Annotated in this window: 16 protein-coding genes; 15 read left to right on the top strand and 1 reads right to left on the bottom strand. The window is 73.0% G+C overall.

Annotated features, from left to right (window positions below):
• The first annotated feature begins 443 nt into the window (after nt 1-443).
• From ssd to DVK44_RS13905, 7 genes are all read left to right on the top strand, one after another.
• Nucleotides 444-1541 (top strand): septum site-determining protein Ssd, encoded by a 1098-nt coding sequence (gene ssd, locus DVK44_RS13935; RefSeq protein ID WP_114659970.1) that lies wholly within the window; start codon nt 444-446, stop codon nt 1539-1541.
• Nucleotides 1538-2701 (top strand): TadA family conjugal transfer-associated ATPase, encoded by a 1164-nt coding sequence (locus DVK44_RS13930; protein WP_114659969.1) that lies wholly within the window; start codon nt 1538-1540, stop codon nt 2699-2701. Before ssd ends, DVK44_RS13930 begins: the two co-directional genes overlap by 4 nt.
• Before the next feature lie 62 nt (nt 2702-2763).
• The gene (locus DVK44_RS13925) at nt 2764-3606 is read left to right on the top strand and encodes a type II secretion system F family protein (RefSeq protein WP_114665115.1); all 843 of its coding nucleotides are present in this window, start codon (nt 2764-2766) and stop codon (nt 3604-3606) included.
• Nucleotides 3603-4385, top strand: coding sequence for a type II secretion system F family protein (locus tag DVK44_RS13920; protein WP_181957455.1), 783 nt, complete (start codon nt 3603-3605; stop codon nt 4383-4385). The genes DVK44_RS13925 and DVK44_RS13920 overlap by 4 nt, the downstream gene beginning before the upstream one ends.
• A 79-nt stretch (nt 4386-4464) precedes the next feature.
• On the top strand, nt 4465-4674 hold the full coding sequence (locus DVK44_RS13915; RefSeq protein WP_114665114.1) for a DUF4244 domain-containing protein: 210 nt from the start codon (nt 4465-4467) through the stop codon (nt 4672-4674).
• Nucleotides 4661-5092 (top strand): TadE family type IV pilus minor pilin, encoded by a 432-nt coding sequence (locus DVK44_RS13910; RefSeq protein WP_114659968.1) that lies wholly within the window; start codon nt 4661-4663, stop codon nt 5090-5092. Before DVK44_RS13915 ends, DVK44_RS13910 begins: the two co-directional genes overlap by 14 nt.
• A complete protein-coding gene (locus DVK44_RS13905; RefSeq protein WP_114659967.1) occupies nt 5077-5469 on the top strand; it encodes an Rv3654c family TadE-like protein in 393 nt (130 codons plus the stop codon). The genes DVK44_RS13910 and DVK44_RS13905 overlap by 16 nt, the downstream gene beginning before the upstream one ends.
• Here the strand turns inward: DVK44_RS13905 and DVK44_RS13900 are convergent.
• Complete coding sequence (locus DVK44_RS13900) at nt 5390-7900, bottom strand: DEAD/DEAH box helicase (protein WP_114659966.1); 2511 nt, start codon at nt 7898-7900, stop codon at nt 5390-5392. The genes DVK44_RS13905 and DVK44_RS13900 overlap by 80 nt on opposite strands.
• 79 nt (nt 7901-7979) lie before the next feature.
• Here DVK44_RS13900 and bldG point away from each other — a divergent pair, with 79 nt between their 5' ends.
• From bldG to tmk, 8 genes are all read left to right on the top strand, one after another.
• Nucleotides 7980-8321, top strand: a complete 342-nt coding sequence (gene bldG, locus DVK44_RS13895) for an anti-sigma factor antagonist BldG (protein ID WP_114659965.1) — start codon at nt 7980-7982, stop codon at nt 8319-8321.
• Between the two features lie 98 nt (nt 8322-8419).
• On the top strand, nt 8420-8869 hold the full coding sequence (locus DVK44_RS13890) for an ATP-binding protein (protein ID WP_114659964.1): 450 nt from the start codon (nt 8420-8422) through the stop codon (nt 8867-8869).
• A 232-nt stretch (nt 8870-9101) separates the two neighbouring features.
• On the top strand, nt 9102-11402 hold the full coding sequence (locus DVK44_RS13885; protein ID WP_114659963.1) for a sodium-translocating pyrophosphatase: 2301 nt from the start codon (nt 9102-9104) through the stop codon (nt 11400-11402).
• Nucleotides 11403-11628: 226 nt separating this feature from the next.
• A complete protein-coding gene (locus tag DVK44_RS13880) occupies nt 11629-12225 on the top strand; it encodes a small secreted protein (RefSeq protein WP_114659962.1) in 597 nt (198 codons plus the stop codon).
• Between the two features lie 98 nt (nt 12226-12323).
• Nucleotides 12324-13886 (top strand): DUF7059 domain-containing protein, encoded by a 1563-nt coding sequence (locus DVK44_RS13875; RefSeq protein WP_114659961.1) that lies wholly within the window; start codon nt 12324-12326, stop codon nt 13884-13886.
• Nucleotides 13887-14081: 195 nt separating this feature from the next.
• Nucleotides 14082-14279, top strand: coding sequence for a hypothetical protein (locus DVK44_RS13870; protein ID WP_114665113.1), 198 nt, complete (start codon nt 14082-14084; stop codon nt 14277-14279).
• A 391-nt stretch (nt 14280-14670) separates the two neighbouring features.
• On the top strand, nt 14671-17547 hold the full coding sequence (gene topA / locus DVK44_RS13865; RefSeq protein ID WP_114659960.1) for a type I DNA topoisomerase: 2877 nt from the start codon (nt 14671-14673) through the stop codon (nt 17545-17547).
• Between the two features lie 154 nt (nt 17548-17701).
• A complete protein-coding gene (tmk, locus tag DVK44_RS13860) occupies nt 17702-21178 on the top strand; it encodes a dTMP kinase (RefSeq protein ID WP_228447132.1) in 3477 nt (1158 codons plus the stop codon).
• The last annotated feature ends 62 nt before the right edge of the window (nt 21179-21240 follow it).

Here is a 21240-nt window from a genome sequence, read left to right as displayed (position 1 = left end):
ATCGTTCGCGACCGTGCTAACCCGGTCCGGCTCCTCCCCCCCCGAGTCGGCCGTGGGGACGACCCCCGCTCTCCCCCCCGGCGGGGGTCGTCGCATGTCCGGGCCCCTTTTCGGCTTTTCTGCTCTCGCATCGTGCGGCCCTCCCTCTTTCCGTGTTCGCGTGAAAGCGCTGTCGCGGCAAGCATGCCCGTCACCGTGTGTAGTCGATGCGCAGCTCTCCGGAAGTCACCGGTATGAGCTACCGGGATATTCACAACTCGTGAGTTGTCCACAGTTTTCAAGCAAGATCCACACGATTTCCTGTTCCGCTGCACGGTGATTCCGGCCGCGAAGTTCGCGGAAGCCGGAATCACGGATACCGGATCGTCGCGAGATCGCTCGGAGAACGACTCGCGGATACCGGATCAAGGCAGAGATAGGGGGCGGGGATCGTGGCTGGATCCATGACATCCGACCGGTCACCGGGGGCCCGGGACCGCGGGGCACGACCGCTGATCGTCACCGAGGACGTGGCACTGCTCGACGATCTGCTGCGGCTGTGTGCCGCCGCCGGGGTCGAGCCCGAGGTGCACCACTCGGTGCCCGAGCGGAAGGGGCACTGGGAGGACGCGCCGCTGGTCCTCGTCGGGGACGACGCGGCGGCCAGGTGCCGCGGCGCGGCCCGGCGGCGGGGCGTCATGCTCGTCGGGCGGGACCAGGACGACGCGGACGTCTGGCGGTGGGCCGTCGAGATCGGCGCCGACCGCGTACTGCGGCTGCCCGACGCGGAGAGCTGGCTGGTCGACCGGATCGCGGACGCGGCCGAGGACGTCGGGCGGCAGGCACTCACCATCGGGGTGATCGGCGGACGCGGCGGCGCGGGCGCCTCGACCCTGGCCTGCGCCCTGGCCGTCACCGCCGCGCGGGCCGGCCGGCGCACGATGCTGATCGACGGGGATCCGCTCGGCGGCGGGCTCGATGTGCTGCTCGGCGGAGAGCGGACCGAAGGCAGACGATGGCCCGACTTCGCGGCTTCCAAGGGCCGGGTCGCGGGCGGCGCGCTGGAGGAGTCGCTGCCCCGTCTCCACGGACTGCGGGTGCTCAGCTGGGATCGCGGGGACTCCGTGGTCGTCCGGCCGGAGGCCATGCGGTCGGTGCTCGCCGCCGCCCGCAGGCGCGGCGGCATCGTCGTGGTGGACCTGCCGCGCCGGGTGGACGAGGCGGTGGCCGAGGCCCTCGCCCAGCTGGATCTCGGGCTGCTGGTGGTCCCCGCCGAACTGCGCGCCGTCGCGGCGGCGGGCCGGGTGGCCTCGATGGTGGGCATGGTCCTTCCGGACCTGCGCGTCGTGGTCCGGGGCCCGTACGCGGCGGGACTGGACGAGCAGTGGATCGCCGACGCGCTGCGCCTGCCGCTCGCGGGGGAACTCCCGGTGGAACAGGGCCTGTCGCAGGCGCAGGACACCGGAGCGCCGCCGGGCTCCCGCACCCGGGGGCCGCTGGCGGCGTTCTGCGCGGCCTTCTGGGAGCGGGCGCTCGCGGGGGAAGAGAGCGTGCCGTCATGAGCGCGGGGACGGCGGCAGGGGGCCTGCTGGACGCCGTACGGCAGCGGCTCGCGGAGAGCGGGGCGGATCCCACGCCCGCCCGGGTGGCCGCGGCGCTGCGGGCGCAGGGACGGCTGCTGGGCGATACGGAAGTGCTGGGCGCGGCCGAGGAGTTGCGCTGCGAGCTGGTGGGGACCGGCCCGCTGGAGCCGCTGCTCGCCGATCCCTCGGTGACGGATGTGCTGGTCTCCGCGCCCGACCGGGTGTGGGTGGACCGAGGCGGCGGCCTGATGCTGACGGGGGTGACGTTCGCGGACGCGGCCTCCGTACGGAGGCTGGCGCAGCGGCTCGCCGCCGCGGCCGGGCGCCGGCTCGACGACGCCCGGCCCTGGGTGGACGCGCGGCTGCCCGACGGGACGCGGATGCACGCGGTTCTGCCGCCCGTCGCGGTCGGATCCACCTGTCTGTCGCTGCGCGTGGTGCGGCCCAGGGCGTTCACCCTGGCCGAGCTGGTCGCCGCGGGCACGGTGCCGCCCGGTGGGGAGCGGATTCTGCGGGCGCTGATCGAGGCACGGCTTTCCTTCCTGGTCAGCGGGGGTACGGGCACGGGCAAGACCACGCTCCTGTCGACTCTGCTCGGGCTGGTCGGCGGGCGGGAGCGGATCGTACTGGCCGAGGATTCGGCGGAGTTGAGGCCCGACCATCCCCATGTGGTGCGGCTGGAGGGCCGGCCCGCGAACCAGGAGGGCGCGGGCCTGGTGACGCTGCGGGACCTGGTCAGACAAGCGCTGCGGATGCGGCCCGACCGGCTGGTCGTCGGCGAGGTCCGCGGCTCCGAGGTCACCGAACTGCTCGCCGCGCTCAACACGGGGCACGAGGGCGGGTGCGGCACCGTGCACGCCAATACGGCGGCGGACGTGCCGGCCCGGCTGGAGGCCCTGGGGACGGCCGCGGGGCTCGACCGGGCCGCGCTGCACAGTCAGTTGGCGGCGGCTCTGTCGGTCGTGATCCATCTCGTACGGGACCGGGACGGGCGGCGGAGGGTCGCCGAGGTGCATGTGCTGGAACGGGACGCGGCGGGGCTGGTGGTGCCGGTGCCCGCGCTGCGCTGGGGCGCGGAGGGGTTCGTCCGGGAGCGGGGCCGGCCGCGGCTGCTGGAGCTGATCGGGGGCGCGCTGTGACGGCGGCGGCGACCGTCGTCGGCTGTACGGCGGCGGTGTGCGCCGGAGCGGCGGCCTGGCTGATGGCCGGTCATGAGCGGGCGCTGCGCAGGGCCCGGCTGTTGCTCGCCGAAGGCGAGAGGCCGGGCGCGGGGAAGCGGGGTTCCGGGACGCCGGGTGCGGGGGTGCCGGGCGCGCCTCCGTGGGAGCGGTGGCTGCCGGGGGCGCGCGGCTGGGTGCGGGGGCTGGGCAGGCAGTGGTGGTGTCTGCCGCCGGCGGTGCTGCTCGCCGTGTGGGGCGAGTCGGTGCTGCCGCTGATCGGGGGCGCCGCGGCGGTGCCGCTCGTGGGGCGTCGGCTCAGGGCCCGGGAGCTGCGGCGGGCCCGGGAGCGGCGGGCCGACGCGGTCCTCGCGCTCTGCGGGGTGACGGCGGCTGAGCTGAGGGCCGGTTCCCAGCCCGTACAGGCCCTGCTGGCCGCCGCCGGGGCCACGGGTGGTCTGGGCGGCTCGGAGGCCGCTGTGCGGGCAGCTGCGCGGTTCGGCGGGGACGTGCCGGGTGCGCTGCGCCGGGCGGCCCGGGAGCCGGGGGCGGACGGGCTCGTGGGGTTCGCGGCGTGCTGGCGGGTGGCGGTGGACAGCGGTGCGGGGCTCGCCGCCGGGCTGGACCGGCTGGAGGCCGCGCTGCGGGCGGAGAAGGACCAGCGGGAGGGGTTACGGGCGCAGTTGGCGGGCGCCTGGTCGACGGTGGTGGTGCTCGCCCTGCTGCCCGTGGTGGGGCTGCTGATGGGCGCGGCGCTGGGCGCCGACCCGCTGCGGGTGCTGCTGCACACCCCCGCCGGCCTGGGCTGTCTGGCGGTGGGCGGGCTGCTGGAGGGCGCGGGCCTGTGGTGGGCCGCTCGTGTCGTACGGGCCGGGGAGGCGCCATGACCGGGACATTCGGCGCTGGGCTGTGGACGGCGGCCCCGCTGCTCGCCGCCGTGTGCTGTCTGGCCCTCGCGATGGCGGCCCGGCGGCGCGAGCGCGGGACGCGCGGGCGGCTCGCGGCCTTGCTCAACGTCCCCCGCGGGCAGCCGGGTCCGGGGCTGCGGGGGAGAGCGCGGACGTGGGCGGTGCGGTGGGGGCCGCCGCTCGGCGCGGTGCTCACCGGCGCGGTGCTGATCGGCGGGGTGGCCGGCTGGGCGGTGGGACTCGTCGGCGCGTACGCGGTCCGGCGGCTGGCGCGGCACGGCGGCCCGCAGGGAACCGACCGGGCCCGGGCCGCCGAGACGGCGCGGCAACTGCCGCTCGCCGCCGATCTGCTGGCCGCCTGCCTCGGCGCGGGCGCCGGGCCGCGCGAAGCGGCGGAGGCCGTGGGCGAGTCGCTGGGCGGCCCGGTCGGCGACCGGCTGGCGCGTACGGCGGCGGAACTGCGCCTCGGCGGTGAACCGGCCGAGGCGTGGGGGCGGCTCGGGGCGATACCGGGCGCGGCGGCGCTGGCCGGCTGCCTGGAGCGGGCCGGGGCCACGGGGGCCCCGGCGGCGGAGCCGGTGGCCCGGCTGGCCGAGGGGTTCCGGGCGAATCGCGCCCGGTCCGCGGTGGCCAGGGCCCAGCGCGCCCAAGTGCTGATCACCGCGCCGGTGGGGCTCTGCTTTCTGCCCGCCTTCCTGGCGGTGGGGGTGGCGCCGGTGGTCATCGGCCTGGCGAGCGGGCTGCTGACCGGCGACTGATCGATTTCGGGACCGGGCCGGCTCGGCCTGACCTGACCTGATCGCGACAACAAGACCTGAACAGGAGACCGAAGTGCTGATGCGACGGATGTGGACGAGGACACGGCGAACGCTCCAGGCGTTGCGGCGCGGGGCCGGTGCCGACGCGGGGATGACCACGTCGGAGTACGCGGTCGGCACGATCGCCGCGTGCGCCTTCGCGGCGGTGCTCTACAAGGTGGTGACCAGCGGCGCCGTCTCGGGGGCGTTGCAGTCGCTCGTGGGGAAGGCCCTCGATGCGCAGTTCTGAGCCGGGGAGGCCGCGCCGGGCCGGACCGGGGCGCTCGGGCCGTACGGGTGACCGGGGGGCCGTGACGGCGGAGGCGGCCGTGGCGGTGCCGGCGCTGGTGGCGCTGACCATGGCGCTGGTCTGGTCGCTGACGGCCGCCGCCGCGCAGATCCGGTGCGTGGACGCGGCGCGCGCGGGGGCGCGTGCGGTCGCCCGGTCGGAGCCGCGGGTGGTGGCGCTGGACATGGCCCGCGCCGCGGCGCCCGCCGGGGCCAGGGTCACCCTGGGGCGGACGGGGGATCTGTGGCGGGTACGGGTCGAGGCGCCGACGCCGGGGCCGGGCGCGCTGGCCCTGACGCTGACGGCCGAGGCCGTCGCGGCCGCGGAGGACCTCGACGGGGCGCCGGGGACGGGGGTGGCGCCATGGCCGGAGACCTGAGGGGGGACCGGGGGTCGGCGACGGTGTGGGTGGCCATGGCGGCGACCACGATGTGCGCGGTGTTCGCGGTGGTGCTGGGGCTCGGACAGGCGGTCGCCGCCCGGCACCGGGCGGGCGCGGCCGCCGATCTCGCGGCCCTCGCGGCGGCGGACCGGGCGCTCGCCGGACCGGCGGAGGCGTGCCGCAGGGCGGCCGAGGTGGCGGCGGCCCAGGGAGCCGAGGTGGTGCGGTGCGCGCTGAGCGGGGAGATCGTCGATGTCACGGCGCGGGCCGCCTTCGGACCGTACAGGCCGACGGTCAGGGCCCGGGCGGGTCCGCCACCGGGCCCGTCGCCGGGGACGGATCCGCCGGAAGCGGTGTCCCGGGCGCCGGCCTGAGCAGTTCGGTCAGCAGGCGGACGGCGCCGCGCTTGTGGAGGGGCTCGTTGCCGTTGCCGCACTTGGGGGACTGGACGCAGGAGGGGCAGCCCGCCTCGCACTCGCAGGAGGCGATGGCCTCGCGGGTGGCGGTGAGCCACTCCCGGGCCGTCCGGAAGGCCCGCTCGGCGAATCCGGCGCCGCCCGGATGGCCGTCGTACACGAAGACCGTCGGGAGCAGCGTGTCGGGATGGAGGGGTACGGAGACGCCGCCGATGTCCCAGCGGTCGCAGGTGGCGAAGAGCGGCAGCATCCCGATGGAGGCGTGCTCGGCGGCGTGCAGCGCGCCGCCCAGCTGCTCGGGGTTGACGCGGGCGGCGTCGAGCTGGTCCTCGGTGACCGTCCACCACACGGCCCGGGTACGCAGGGTCCGTGGTGGCAGATCGAGCTTGCTCTCGCCGAGCACTTCGCCGGTGATGAGTCTGCGGCGCAGAAAGGAGACGACCTGGTTGGTGACTTCGACGGAGCCGTAGCACAGGCGGCCGTCGCCCCAGGGGATCACGGTGTCGGTTTCGAGCACGGAGATGGCGGTGGTGTCACGGGCGGTGGTGGAGTACGGCGGAGCGGCCTCCTCCACGAGGGCGACCGAATCGGTGAGATCGAGCTGACGCACCAGATAGGTGCGGCCCTGGTGGAGGTGGACGGCGCCCTCGTGGACGGCGGTGTGGGAGGCCGCCTCGTCGACCGTGCCCAGCAGCCGGCCGGTGCCCGCCTCCACGATCTGGACCGGACGGCCTCCCTCGCCCCGGATGTCGGCGAGGTCGGCGGCCCGCTGACGCCGCGTCCAGTACCAGCCGGAGGTACGGCGACGCAGCAGGCCCGCGGTCTCCAACTGCGGGAGCAGGCCGGGCGCGGCGGGTCCGAAGAGCGTCAGATCGTCCTCGGTGAGCGGGAGTTCGGCGGCCGCGGCGCACAGATGGGGGGCGAGGACGTACGGGTTGTCCGGATCGAGGACGGTCGACTCGACGGGCTGCTGGAACAGCGCCTCCGGGTGGTGCACCAGGAAAGTGTCCAGCGGATCGTCCCGGGCGACCAGGATGGCCAGCGCGCCCTGCCCGGCGCGGCCCGCCCGGCCGGCCTGCTGCCACAGGGAGGCGCGGGTGCCGGGGTAGCCGGAGATGACGACGGCGCCCAGGCCGGAGACGTCGATGCCCAGCTCCAGGGCGGTGGTGGCGGCCAGGCCGAGGAGTTCGCCGGAGTGCAGGGCGTTCTCCAGGGCGCGGCGCTCCTCGGGGAGATAGCCGCCGCGGTAGGCGGCGACACGGCGGGCCAGGGAGCGGTCGACCTCGGCCAGGCGTTCCTGGGCGATGACCGAGACCAGCTCGGCGCCGCGCCGGGAGCGTACGAAGGCGACCGTGCGGATGCCCTGGAGGGTCAGGTCGGTGAGGAGGTCGGCGGTCTCCGCGGTGGCGGTACGGCGGACGGGGGCGCCCTTCTCGCCGTGGAGATCGGTGAGCGGCGGCTCCCAGAGGGCGAACACCAGTTCGCCGCGGGGGGAGGCGTCGTCGGCGACCTCGTGGACGGGGAGCCCGGTGAGCCGGCTCGCGGTGACGGCGGGCTCGGCGGCGGTCGCGGAGGCGAGGAGGAAGACGGGGTGCGCCCCGTAGCGGGCGCAGACGCGGCGGAGCCGGCGCAGTACGTGGGCCACGTGCGAGCCGAAGACGCCGCGGTAGGTGTGGCATTCGTCGATGACGACATAGCGCAGGGCGCGCAGGAAGGAGGCCCAGCGGGGGTGGGACGGGAGGATGCCCCGGTGCAGCATGTCCGGATTGGTCAGTACGTAGTTGGCGTACTGGCGGACCCATTCGCGTTCCTCGACGGGGGTGTCCCCGTCGTACACGGCGGGGCGTACGCGGTTGCCGAGCGGGGCGGCGAGCGCCTTGACGGCGCGGCGCTGGTCGGCGGCGAGGGCCTTCGCCGGGGCCAGGTACAGCGCCGTCGTACCCCGGCCGTTGGCGGCTTCCGAGCCGTCGAGGAGCGTGGACAGCACGGGTGCGAGGAAGGCGAGGGACTTGCCGGACGCGGTGCCCGTGGCGATGACGACGGACTCGCCGTCGAGCGCGTGTTCGGCCGCCGTCGCCTGATGGGTCCACGGATGGGTGATCCCGGCCCGCTGAATGGCATTGATCACTTCTGGGCGGATGCGATCGGGCCAGACCGCATGGCTGCCCTCCCTCGGGGGCAGGTGCTCCGTATGGGTGATGCGCGCAGCACGGCCCGCCCCTGCGGCGAGCCGGTCGAGGACCGTGCCGGGGGAGGGGCTGTCACCCCCGCTCTCCGGGGGTCCGCCGGGTCGGTGATTCGCTGCCATCGGCACCGAGTCTGTCACTGGTGTGACGGACAATGGTCCGAAGGCGTCGTGCATGACTGCTGGTAAGTGATTGAATGCCATCGCGGCTGGCGATACGTCCCCTGGCTCCGTCGGGGAGACCCGAGGGGCGACCGCTCGATAGCAAGGTGCTGGAGGATCCGTGGACCTGTCCCTGTCGACTCGCAACGTTGGCGACCGTACGGTTGTCGAGGTCGGTGGCGAGATTGATGTGTATACCGCGCCCAAGCTGCGTGAGCAGCTGGTCGAGTTGGTGAACGACGGCAACTACCACCTGGTAGTGGACATGGAAGGCGTGGACTTCCTGGACTCGACCGGTCTGGGCGTGCTCGTGGGCGGACTGAAGCGGGTGCGCGCCCATGAGGGCTCCCTGCGGCTGGTCTGCAACCAGGAGCGCATTCTCAAGATCTTCCGGATCACCGGTCTCACCAAGGTGTTCCCGATCCACAACTCGGTCGACGAGGCCGTGAGCGCCACCGACTGAGGTCGCGGCCTTCCGGAGGAAGAGGCAGGGCACCGGGCGGCATGCCCGGGTGCCCCCGCCTGTGGGATTCGCACGCTCGTACGTTCGAGGGGGATCGCATGGCCACCGTTGAACTCCGCTTCAGCGCCCAGCCCGAGCACGTCAGAACGGCCCGTCTGGTGGCCGCTGCCGTGGCTCGTCGCGCGGGCGTCGACGAGGCTGTGTTGGACGAGGTCAGACTCGCGGTCGGTGAGGCGTGCAGCCGGGCGGTCGGGCTGCACCGCGGCCATGGCATCACCGACCCGGTGAGAGTCGTGCTGACCGAGGAGGAGAAGACTTTCTCCATCGAGGTCGGCGACGGGGTGCCCGGCTCGGGCGGCTCCGCCGGCGGGTCCGGCGACGGTACGGCCGCGGGCGACTCCCACGAGAGCGACGCCGAGGGCGAGGACGAGATGGGCCTCGCCGTCATCAGCGGGCTCGTCGACGACGTGGAGGTCACGTCCGGCGACGACGGCGGGGTCATCCGGATGAGCTGGCCCACCGCGTCGGCCGCCACCACCCCGCCCTGACCGCTCCACCCCGGTCGCGTCGCGCCGGCCGCGTCGCCCTGGCGGCGCCGTCCTGATCGCGCCTTCGCGATCACGCCGTACCGCTATTGAATGAGTGATTCATTCTTGAGAAAGACCCTGCCGAGCAGGGTCTTTCTTTTTTTCCGGAATTCGTCTGTGGCGTGCCCTGTTTTGATCAGGTTCCGCTCCCTACAATCCGTCCATCCTGAACGCTGAGCGTCAAGGAGGACGAATGACTCCGGTACTCACGGACGACAACCGGCTGATCGTGATCGTCATCGCGGCCGTCGCACTGGCGGCCCTGTTCGTCGCTCAACTGCTGGTGCGCCAGGTGCTGGCCGCCGACGAGGGCACCGCTTCCATGAAAGAGATCGCGGCCGCTGTACAGGAAGGCGCGAATGCCTATCTGGCACGGCAGTTGCGTACCGTCGGCGTATTCGCCGTTGTGGTCTTCTTTCTGCTGATGCTGTTACCGGCGGACAACTGGTCGCAGCGCGCGGGACGTTCGCTGTTCTTCCTGGTGGGTGCGGTCTTCTCGGCGGCCACCGGGTACATCGGCATGCGTCTCGCCGTACGGAGCAATGTGCGGGTCGCCGCCGCCGCGCGGGAGGCGACTCCGGCCGAGGGCGAGCCGGCGAAGGATCCGACGGAGGTCTCCCACCGGGCGATGAAGATCGCCTTCCGCACGGGCGGTGTGGTGGGCATGATCACGGTCGGCCTCGGACTGCTGGGCGTCTGCTGCGTGGTCCTCGTCTACGCCGCCGACGCCCCCAAGGTCCTGGAGGGGTTCGGCCTCGGCGCCGCGCTCATCGCCATGTTCATGAGGGTCGGCGGCGGTATCTTCACCAAGGCCGCCGATGTCGGCGCCGACCTGGTCGGCAAGGTCGAACAGGGCATCCCGGAGGACGATCCGCGCAACGCCGCCACCATCGCGGACAACGTGGGCGACAACGTCGGCGACTGCGCGGGCATGGCCGCCGACCTCTTCGAGTCGTACGCCGTGACGCTCGTCGCCGCGCTCATCCTGGGCAAGGCGGCGTTCGGGGACTTCGGTCTGGCCTTCCCGCTGATCGTGCCCGCGATCGGGGTGATCACCGCCATGATCGGCATCTTCGCCGTCACCCCGCGCCGTACCGACCGCAGCGGGATGAGCGCCATCAACCGCGGGTTCTTCCTCTCCGCGGTGATCTCGCTCGTGCTGGTGGCCGTCGCGTCCTACGTCTATCTGCCGGCCACCTACGCCGAGCTGAACGGTGTCACCGACCGGGCGATCCTCGATCACGACGGCGACCCCCGGTTGCTGGCCCTGCTCGCGGTCGCCATCGGCATCGTGCTCGCGGCGCTGATCCAGCAGCTGACCGGCTACTTCACCGAGACCACCCGGCGCCCCGTCAGGGACATCGGCGACTCGGCCCTGACCGGCCCCGCCACCGTCGTGCTCGCGGGTATCGCCATCGGCCTCGAATCGGCCGTCTACACCGCCCTGCTGATCGGACTCGCGGTGTACGGGGCGTTCCTGCTCGGCGGTGCGTCGATCACGCTCGCGCTCTTCGCGGTGGCGCTGGCGGGCACGGGGCTGCTCACCACCGTCGGCGTCATCGTCGCCATGGACACCTTCGGCCCGGTCTCCGACAACGCCCAGGGCATCGCGGAGATGTCCGGCGATGTCACGGGCGCCGGCGCACAGGTGCTCACCGAACTCGACGCGGTCGGCAACACCACGAAGGCCATCACCAAGGGCATCGCCATCGCCACGGCCGTCCTCGCGGCGGCCGCGCTCTTCGGCTCGTACCGCGACGCCATCGCCACGGCGGTCGCGGACGCGGGCGCCAGGGCGGGCGAGCTGACGCTCAGTATGGACATCTCCCAGCCCAACAACCTGGTGGGGCTGATCCTCGGCTCCGCCGTCGTCTTCCTCTTCTCCGGACTGGCCATCAACGCGGTGTCGCGGTCGGCCGGTTCGGTGGTCTACGAGGTACGGCGGCAGTTCCGCGAGCACCCCGGCATCATGGACTACACGGAGAAGCCCGAATACGGCCGTGTCGTCGACATCTGTACCAAGGACGCGCTGCGCGAACTGGCCACCCCCGGGCTGCTCGCCGTCCTCACCCCCATCCTGGTGGGCTTCACCCTCGGCGTCGGGGCGCTCGGCTCGTTCCTGGCGGGGGCCATCGCCACCGGGACCCTGATGGCCGTTTTCCTCGCCAACTCCGGCGGCGCCTGGGACAACGCCAAGAAGCTGGTCGAGGACGGTCACCACGGCGGCAAGGGCAGCGACGCCCACGCCGCCACGGTCATCGGCGACACCGTCGGCGACCCCTTCAAGGACACGGCGGGCCCCGCCATCAACCCGCTGCTCAAGGTGATGAACCTGGTGGCCCTGCTCATCGCCCCGGCGATCGTCCATTTCAGTTACGGGACCACCGCCGGCGCGGGCGTCAGGGCGCTGGTGGCCGTTCTCGCACTCCTCGTCATCGTCGGGGCGGTGTACGCCTCCAAGCGGCGCCCGCTCGCGAGGGAGAGCGTGGACTAGGGGGAGCGTGGACCGACGCCCGGTCCGCGCCGGCCGCGCGTTCCGGCTGCACCGCGCGCGTTCCGCCCGCCGCTGTTCGCGCCGGGCGGAACGCGCGCCGGCCGTGAGGTGTCTCTCCCTTGGTGCAAATGGCTGCAATGGCGTACGGAACGGGCGCTCTCCTCGCGGTTGCCACCCCCTTGGCGTGTATGTTCCGGGGCCGAGAGCCTTGGAAGGGACCCCTCCGGTGAACAAGAAGCTTGTGGCCGCACTGTCCGGCGGTGCGGTACTGCTCATGGCGCTGTCAGGTTGCAGTGGCGGCGACGACAGCGACAGCAAGGTGAACGACTGGGCCAAGAAGGTCTGTGATCAGGTACAGCCACAGCTGTCGAAGATCGCGGGCGCCAATACGTCCATCCAGCAGGCGACCTCGGACAGCAGCAAGCCCGCAGAGGTCCAGCGGACCGACTCCGCCGCCTTCCAGTCCATCTCCGAGGCGTACAGGTCGCTGGGCGCCGCTGTCGACAGCGCCGGCGCCCCGCCCGGCAAGGAGGGCGAGACGACGCAGCAGGAGGCGGTCAAGGAGCTGAACGCCACCTCGACGGCGTACGCGGGCCTCAAGACGAAGGTCGACGCGCTCGACATCAAGGACCAGGCGAAGTTCGCCGACGGCCTCAAGGACGTCGCGGACGAGCTGGACAAGCTCAGCAACAGCGGTGACAAGGCGCTGAGGCAGCTCCAGTCCGGTGATGTGGGCAAGGCCATGGCGAAGCAGCCCGGCTGCCAGAAGCCCTCGGCCACGGGCGGGTCCGCCGCCCCGACCGCCGCGGGCAGCGAATCCTGACCGACGACGGCGGCAACCGCCGATGAAAACCGTGGCCCGGCCCCTTACGAGGAGCCGGGCCACGGGCCGTTGTCAGTGGGAGCCGTCACAATGGGCGGGTGAGTACGACCAGCCTTCCCGTGCCCGACCATTCGCCCACGCTCCGCGCGGCCCTGCTCGCCGCGGACTTCACCGCCGACGGGCTGCTCGACCTGCTCGGCGCGCCCGCCTACGCCGCGCTGGCCCGCAGCGAGACCGTGCCCGCGCTGCGCGCCACCCGGGGTGACACCCCGCTCGAAACGCTTGTGCGGCTCTTCCTGCTCCAGCGCCCGGTGACGTACGCCGCCGCCGAGGCGGCGCTCCCGCTGGCCGAGGCGCTGGTCGGCGGCTGGGTCGTACGGGACGGGGACGGGGACGGGGACGACGGGGGTGAGGGCTTTGGCGGGCGCGGGGGCTCGGACGCGGTCCGCGCGACCGTGGACGTACGGCCGTACGGCGGCCCCGAGGGCGAGGACTGGTTCATCGTCTCCGACCTGGGGTGTGCCGTCGGCGGCGCGTCCGGCGCGAGCGGCCACGGCGAGGGGGTGGTGCTCGGCGTCGGCGGCGCCTCCACGACCCTGGCCGGGCTCACGGTCCGTACGCCTGTGACCAGCGCGCTGGACCTCGGCGCCGGCTCCGGCATCCAGGCGCTGCATGCCGCCCAGCACGCCACCCGCGTCACCGCCACCGATCTCAACCCCCGGGCCCTCGGCTTCACCCGGCTGACCCTCGCCCTCTCGGACGCGCCGCCCGCCGAGCTGTGCGCGGGCTCGCTCTTCGAGCCGGTCGCGGACCGGACGTACGACCTCATCGTCTCCAACCCGCCGTTCGTCATCTCGCCCGGCGCCCGGCTCACCTACCGGGACGGCGGGATGGGCGGGGACGATCTGTGCCGCACCCTCGTCCAGCACGCGGGGGAGCATCTCAACGAGGGCGGATTCGCGCACTTCCTCGCCAACTGGCAGCACGTCGAGGGCGAGGAGTGGCAGGACCGGCTGCGCGCGTGGGTGCCGCGCGGCTGCGACGCCTGGATCGTGCAGCGCGAGGTCCAGGACATCACGCAGTACGCCGAGTTGTGGCTGCGCGACAGCGGCGACCACCACGGCGACCCCGAGGCGTACGCCGCGCGGTACGAAGCCTGGCTGGACGAGTTCGAGGCCCGCAAGACCAAAGCGGTCGGCTTTGGCTGGATCACGCTCAGGAAAACGGCCGCCGAGCGCCCCTCGGTCGTCGTGGAGGAGTGGCCGCACCCGGTGGAACAGCCCCTCGGCGCGACCGTACGGGCCCACTTCGAGCGGCAGGACTATCTGCGGACGCACGACGACGCGGCGCTCCTCGCCGGGCGGTTCACGCTCGCGCCGGAGGTCGTGCAGGAGCAGGTGGGGCTGCCCGGCGCAGAGGACCCGGAGCATGTGGTGCTGCGTCAGCACCGGGGCATGCGCAGGGCGACGAAGGTCGACACGGTCGGGGCGGGCTTCGCGGGCGTCTGCGACGGGAGCCTGAGCGCCGGGCGGATCCTGGACGCGATCGCCCAGCTGACGGGGGATGACGCGGTGCTGCTGCGCGACCGTACGCCGCGGGCGATCCGGCTGCTGGTGGAGGAGGGCTTCCTGGAACCGGTCCCGGATCTGGACCCGGCGTAGCGGCCGGGGGCGTCCGGCGCCCCCGGCCCGCCGGCCCGGCGCTCTTCGGTCCTCTCCGCCGCGTGGCAACTCGCGTGCGGCGTTCACCCGGAGTTCGTGCCGGTGACGTCCCGGTGACGCCCCGGGGTGTCAGCCTCGGGCTTCGTCGCCTCCGTCGCCCGGACGGCGATCGGACGGACGGAACGGGGTGCGGGTATGGAGAACAGCCCTGCGGTCTTCGCGGGAACGGTTTTCGTGCTGTTCGGTGCCGGACTGCTGCTGTGGACGGGCGCCCGTGTCCTGCACCGGGCGCCCGTGGCCCTCGGCGTACGGCCGAAAGCGGCCATCACCCTCACGACACTCTCGGGCGTGGTCTTTCTCGCTCTCGGCCTCTGGTGCTTCGGGCGTATGTGATCCACGCGTTTCCGGACAGCTGTACCGGAACCTCCGGACCATGATCGAACCGACCTTTCCGGCACCGCCCGCAGGGCCTCGGACCTGCGCCGGACCTGCGGGGAACGGTTTGGGGCCGGCCGTCGGCGAGCCGTCCGTACGGCCCCCGGCGGAATCACCGCCCGGCCGGTGCGACGCGACGGGCCCGGGGGTCCGGGCGGCAGGAACGCCCGGAGTCGGGTTACCGTTCGAGGGGCCGTTGCGGTCTTTTGCCGTTTGACACGGGGGCGGGTTGTACCGTCACACTCCGCAGCGAAGCAGTGTCACCGCTGGGCCGCCCCGCGACCCCGCCGTACCGCTGCCGTACCCCCCGTACGGGCCCACCGAGTGTCGACCGGAGAGAAGAGCGAAGTTGTCCCCGACCAGCGAGACCGCACACGGCGGCCGCCGACTCGTCATCGTCGAGTCGCCTGCCAAGGCGAAGACGATCAAGGGCTACCTCGGCCCTGGCTATGTCGTCGAGGCGAGCGTCGGGCACATCCGTGACCTTCCCAACGGCGCCGCCGAGGTGCCCGAGAAGTACACCGGTGAGGTGCGCCGCCTCGGCGTGGACGTCGAGAACGACTTCCAGCCGATCTACGTCGTCAACGCCGATAAGAAGTCGCAGGTCAGAAAGCTCAAGGAGCTGCTGGCCGAATCCGACGAGCTGTACCTCGCCACCGATGAGGACCGCGAGGGCGAAGCCATCGCGTGGCACCTCCAGGAGGTCCTGAAGCCCAAGGTCCCGGTCCACCGGATGGTCTTCCACGAGATCACCAAGGACGCGATCAGGGCCGCCGTCGCCAATCCGCGCGAGCTGAACACGCGCATGGTCGACGCCCAGGAGACCCGCCGTATCCTCGACCGGCTCTACGGGTACGAGGTCTCGCCGGTCCTCTGGAAGAAGGTCATGCGCGGCCTCTCCGCGGGCCGGGTCCAGTCCGTCGCCACCCGGCTCGTCGTCGAGCGCGAGCGCGAGCGCATCGCCTTCCGCTCCGCCGAGTACTGGGACCTGACCGGCACGTTCTCCACGGGCCGCGCCGGAGACCCCTCCGACCCGTCCTCGCTGGTCGCCCGGCTGAACTCGGTCGACGGCCGGCGCGTCGCCCAGGGCCGCGACTTCGGCCCGGACGGCCGGCTCAAGTCCGACCAGGTGCTCCACCTCGACGAGGCGAACGCGCGGGCGCTGGCCGTCGCCCTGGCGGACGCCGCCTTCGCCGTCCGCTCGGTCGAGTCCAAGCCGTACCGCCGCTCCCCGTACGCGCCCTTCCGGACGACGACCCTCCAGCAGGAAGCGTCGCGCAAGCTGGGCTTCGGGGCGAAGTCCACGATGCAGGTCGCGCAGAAGCTGTACGAGAACGGCTTCATCACCTATATGCGTACGGACTCCACGACCCTCTCCGACACCGCGATCTCGGCGGCCCGGGCGCAGGTCACGCAGTTGTACGGGGCGAGCTATCTGCCGGAGAAGCCGCGTACGTACGCCGGCAAGGTCAAGAACGCGCAGGAGGCGCACGAGGCGATCCGCCCGTCGGGCGACCGCTTCCGCACCCCGGCGGAGACCGGGCTCACCGGCGACCAGTTCCGGCTGTACGAGCTGATCTGGAAGCGGACCGTCGCCTCCCAGATGAAGGACGCGGTCGGCAACAGCGTCACGGTCCGCATCGGCGGCACATCGAGCGACGGCCGGGACGCGGAATTCTCCGCCTCCGGCAAGACGATCACCTTCCACGGCTTCATGAAGGCGTATGTCGAGGGCGCCGACGACCCGAACGCGGAGCTGGACGACCGCGAGCGGCGGCTGCCGCAGGTCGCGGAGGGCGACGCGCTCACCTCCGAGGAGCTGTCCGTCGACGGCCACGCCACCAAGCCGCCGGCCCGCTACACCGAAGCCTCGCTGGTCAAGGAGCTGGAAGAGCGCGAGATCGGCCGCCCGTCGACCTACGCCTCGATCATCGGCACCATCCTCGACCGCGGCTATGTCTTCAAGAAGGGCACGGCGCTCGTCCCGTCCTTCCTCTCCTTCGCCGTGGTCAATCTGCTGGAGACGCACTTCGGCCGGCTGGTCGACTACGACTTCACGGCCAAGATGGAGGACGACCTCGACCGGATCGCCCAGGGCGAGGCCCAGGCAGTGCCGTGGCTGAAGCGCTTCTACTTCGGCGAGGGCGACGACCGCGCGGGCGCCGCCGCCGGCGCCGGGAACGGTGACGGCGATCACCTCGGCGGGCTCAAGGAACTTGTCACGGACCTCGGCGCGATCGACGCCAAGGAGATCTCCTCGTTCCCCGTCGGCGACGGGATCATGCTCCGCGTCGGGCGTTACGGCCCGTACGTCGAGCGTGGCGAGAAGGACGAGGAGGGCCACCAGCGCGCCGATGTGCCCGAGGAGCTGGCGCCCGACGAGCTGACGGTCGAGTACGCCGAGGAGCTGCTCGCCAAGCCCAGCGGCGACTTCGAGCTGGGCGCCGACCCGGGGACCGGCCACCAGATCGTCGCCAAGGACGGCCGGTACGGCCCGTATGTGACCGAGATCCTTCCGGACGGCACGCCGAAGACCGGCAAGAACGCGGTCAAGCCCCGGACCGCCTCGCTCTTCAAGTCGATGAGCCTGGACACGGTCACGCTCGACGACGCGCTCCGGCTGATGTCGCTGCCGCGGGTGGTGGGCGCCGACGCCGAGGGCGTCGAGATCACCGCGCAGAACGGCCGGTACGGCCCGTATCTCAAGAAGGGCACGGATTCGCGCTCGCTGACGAGCGAGGACCAGCTCTTCGACATCACGCTGGACGAGGCGCTGGCGATCTACGCGCAGCCCAAGCAGCGGGGCCGGGCCGCGGCCAAGCCGCCGCTGAAGGAGCTGGGCACGGACCCGGTGAGCGAGCGTCCGGTGGTGGTCAAGGACGGGCGCTTCGGGCCGTACGTCACGGACGGCGAGACGAACGCGACGCTGCGGACCGACGACAGCGTCGAGGCGATCACGCCGGAGCGCGGTTACGAGCTGCTCGCGGAGAAGCGGGCGAAGAGCCCGGCGAAGAAGACCGCGAAGAAGGCGGCGAAGAAGGCCCCCGCGAAGAAGACGGCGACGGCCGCCAAGAAGACCGCGGTCAAGAAGACCGCCGCGAAGAAGACGACTACGGCGGCCAGCGCCGCGAAGAAGACCGCGGTGAAGAAGACGACCGCCGCGAAGACGACGACAGCGAAGACGACCGTCGCGAAGAAGACGGTGGCTTCGCGTACTGGCGAGTAGTGTCAGCGTCTTTTCGTCAGCCTCTTTAAAGATGCTGACGACACGACCACAGGTCCGGGGTCCGGCTCACGCGCCGGGCCCCGGACCGCTTCAGTGGTGCGCGTACGTTCGGACGCGGCGCGGGGTTGTCGGTGGGGCCGGATAGGCTGGGCGGATGACGCGAGCCGAGCAGCCAACGGTCGTGAGCGCCCCCTCCGGCCCCGACGCACTTGCCGCGGACTCACGAGAACGCGCCCTACGCTCCTTGTTGCGCCTCCCCCCGCTGCGGCGGTTGTGGGGCGCCCAGTTCGCCGGCGGAGTCGGCGACGTACTGGCCGTACTCGTGCTTCTGCTGCTGTCGTTGCAAGCGGCGGTCACCGAGGGCTCCTTCGGCGACGGATACCGGGGCGCGGCGTTCGCCGTCGCCGCCGTGTTCGGCGTCCGGGTCCTCGCGACGCTGCTGTTCGGGGCGGTGCTGCTCGGCCCGGTGTCGGCGCTGGTCGCGCCGAGCACGGGGACCCGGCCGGCCAAGCCCGTACGGCTGGTCAAGCCCGCGACGTCGGCCGACGCGCACGGTGCGTCCGGTGCGTCGGACGCGCCCGGTGCGCCGGGCGGGGCCACGGTGGTGCTCAAGCGCACGAAGCCGGAGCGCGACGGCGGCCCGCTGGACCGCCGCTGGACGATGATCGTCGCGGATGTGCTCCGGCTCGGCCTGCTCATGGTCGCGCCGCTGTGGCTCGACTGGACTCCGGGCCGCGCCCTGCCGTTCCTTCTCGGCACGGTGTTCGTCCTCGGTGTCGCCGAGCGCTTCTGGACGGTGGCCAAGGAGAGCGCCGCGCCCGCGCTGCTGCCCGCGCCGCCACTGGAGGGCGCGGCCGTACGCCCGCTGCCGGACCATCTCGACGCGCTGCGCCGGCTCACCCTCCGTACGACGTTCCTGTCCGTGCCCGTGGCGGCGGTGGTCCTGCTCGTCGCCACGCTGATCGGCAATCTGCTGGGCACGGGGATCGACTGGTTCTCGCTGCACCAGGCGGCGCTGGGCTCGTATGTCGCGGCCGGGCTGTTCGCGGCGTCCGTCTCGACGCTGTACTTCCTTCAGCTGCCCGACGGGCGTACGCCCAGGCCGCGGTCGCCGATCGAGGGGCTGCGGAGCCCGGGTGCGGGCGCTTCCGGTGACGGCGCTTCCGGTGAAGGCCGGGAGAAGGGCCGTACTGGCGCGGTGCCGCTGCTGGTGCTGGCGTCCGGGGCCATCGCGGGCGCGATCGCGGCGGCCGTGTCGGTCTCCGTCCTTCAGGCGGGGGACCTCGGCGGCGGTCCCGTCGCCTTCGCCCTGCTGGTCCTCGCCCTGACGGGCGGCACGGCGCTGGGTATCCGCGACGCGGCCAAGGTGCTGCCCGCGCTCTCCCGGCGGCGGCTGCTGGCCCTGTCGATCGCGGTCACGGGTGTGGTGCTGCTGGTCATGGGGCTCGTGCCCGACACGGCGACGGTGCTGTTCCTCGCGCTGTTCGCCGGCTTCTCGGCGGGTGTCGTGGCGAATACTGGACACGCTCTTCTCGACGGGGAGATCGAGGAGTACCGTAAACAGCGAGTAACCGACCATCTGCATGCGGTAGTCAGGGTCTCGGTCGCGCTCGGCGTGGTGCTCGCCCCCCTCGTCGCCGCCGCCATCGGCCCGCACCGGCTCGCGAGCGGCACCTTCGTCTTCGCCCACGACGGAGCGGCGTTCACGCTGATGCTGGTGGGCGCGCTGCTGCTGCCCCTGGCGGCGGTGGTCCTCGCCAAGACGGACGACCGTTCCGGAGTGCCGCTCCGGAGCGATCTGCGCGACGCGCTGCGGGGCGGCGCCGATCCGGCCCAGGCCCAGGCCGCGACCGGCTTCTTCCTCGTCCTGGAAGGCGGCGACGGCGCGGGCAAGTCCACTCAGGTGGAGGCGCTCGCGGAGTGGATCCGTGCCAAGGGCCACGAAGTGGTGGTCACCCGCGAGCCGGGCGCCACCCCGGTCGGCAAGCGCCTGCGCTCGATCCTGCTCGACGTGTCGAGCGCCGGTCTGTCGAACCGCGCCGAGGCGCTGCTGTACGCGGCCGACCGCGCCGAGCACGTCGACTCGGTCGTGCGGCCGGCCCTGGAGCGCGGTGCGATCGTCATCTCGGACCGGTACATCGACTCGTCCGTGGCCTACCAGGGCGCGGGCCGGGATCTCTCACCGATCGAGATCGCCCGTATCTCCCGCTGGGCCACGGACGGACTCGTACCGCATCTGACCGTGCTGCTCGATGTCGCGCCGGAGACGGCGCGCGAGCGCTTCACGGAGGCGCCCGACCGGCTGGAGTCCGAGCCCGCCGAGTTCCATCAGCGGGTGCGCACCGGCTTCCTTACCCTGGCAGCCGCCGACCCGACGCGCTATCTCGTCGTGGACGCCGGGCAGGAGCCGCAGGAGGTCACCACGGTCGTACGGCACCGGCTCGACCAGCTGCTGCCGCTCTCCGAGGCCGAGATCAAGGCCCGGGAGGAAGCCCGCAGGGCCGCGATCGAGGAGGCCCGGCGCAAGGCGGAGGAAGAGGCCGCGCGCAAGGCGGAGGAGGAGCGGCTGGAGCGCGAGCGGCAGGCGCAGCTCGCCAAGCTCCGCGCCGAGGAGGAGGAGCGCAAGCGGCGCGAGCTGGAGGAAGCGCAGCGGCGCGAGGCCGAACGGCAGGCGGAGGAGGCCAGGCGGCGCGCCGAGGAGGAGCGCAGGAAGGCCGAGGAGGAGCGCGAGCGGCGCGAGGCCGAGGAGCGGCTGTACGAGGCGGAGCAGGAGCGGCTGCGGAAGCAGGCCAAGGAGGAGGCCAGGCTCCGCGCGGAGGCCGAGGAGCGCCGTCTGGAGAAGCAGCGCAAGGCGGAGGAGGCCCTGGTCAGGGCGGAGGAGGCGCGGCGGCGGGCGGCGGAGGCCGAGGCTGCCGCGGCCGCTGCGGCTGCTGCCGCGTCCGCTGCTGCCGCGTCCGCGGCTTCCGCGCCGTCGGTGGGGCTCGCGAAGCCCCCGGTCGCTTCGCCGAACGAGATCACGGTGCCCACGCCCGTCGTCCGGAAGCCCGAGAAGAAGACGGTCGCTCCTGACGATGTGACACAGGAGGTCCCGGCGGTACGTCCGGAGAACCTGCGGCCGAAGGGTGCCGGGGCGGGTGCCGGGGCCGGTGTCGGATCCGACGCGGCGGAGACGACGGTGCTTCCGCCGGTACGGGACGAGCCGCGCGACAAGCCGCAGGACGCCCGCGCGGCCGATGAGACCGCCGTACTCCCGGCCGTAACCGACGACGAGACCGCCGTCCTCCCGGCTGTACGGGATTCCGGTCCGGCCGGCGCGGGTCCGGCCGGCTCCGGTCCGGCCGATCGGGTGCCGCGCGGCTTCTTCCGCGACGACGCTCCGGCACCGTCGGCGCCGCCGGAGCGCGCGGTCGAACGGACCGCGAAGCTGCCGAGGATCGACCCGAGAGCCGCGCGCCCGGCGCGCCCGCCGGAGCGCGGCGCCGAGCGTCCGCGCCGTCGGTCGGACTGGGCGGAGGAGACCCCGCTGGACGACCTTCCGACCCTGGCGGACGAACTCTTCGGCTCGCGCGACGTGATCGAGGGCGGGGACGACGACGGCGGCGAGGGCGGCGGGAGCGGACGGCGCCGCTAGGGCGTTGTGGGGGTTGCCTTCAGTACTGGGGCAACCCCCTCCGCCTTGCACGGGGTCCTGTC

Origin of the sequence: Streptomyces paludis (assembly GCF_003344965.1) — a bacterium.
GTDB classification, from domain to species: domain Bacteria; phylum Actinomycetota; class Actinomycetes; order Streptomycetales; family Streptomycetaceae; genus Streptomyces; species Streptomyces paludis.
Note: the sequence above shows the minus strand (reverse complement) of the source record. Positions and strands in the feature narration are given on the sequence as shown.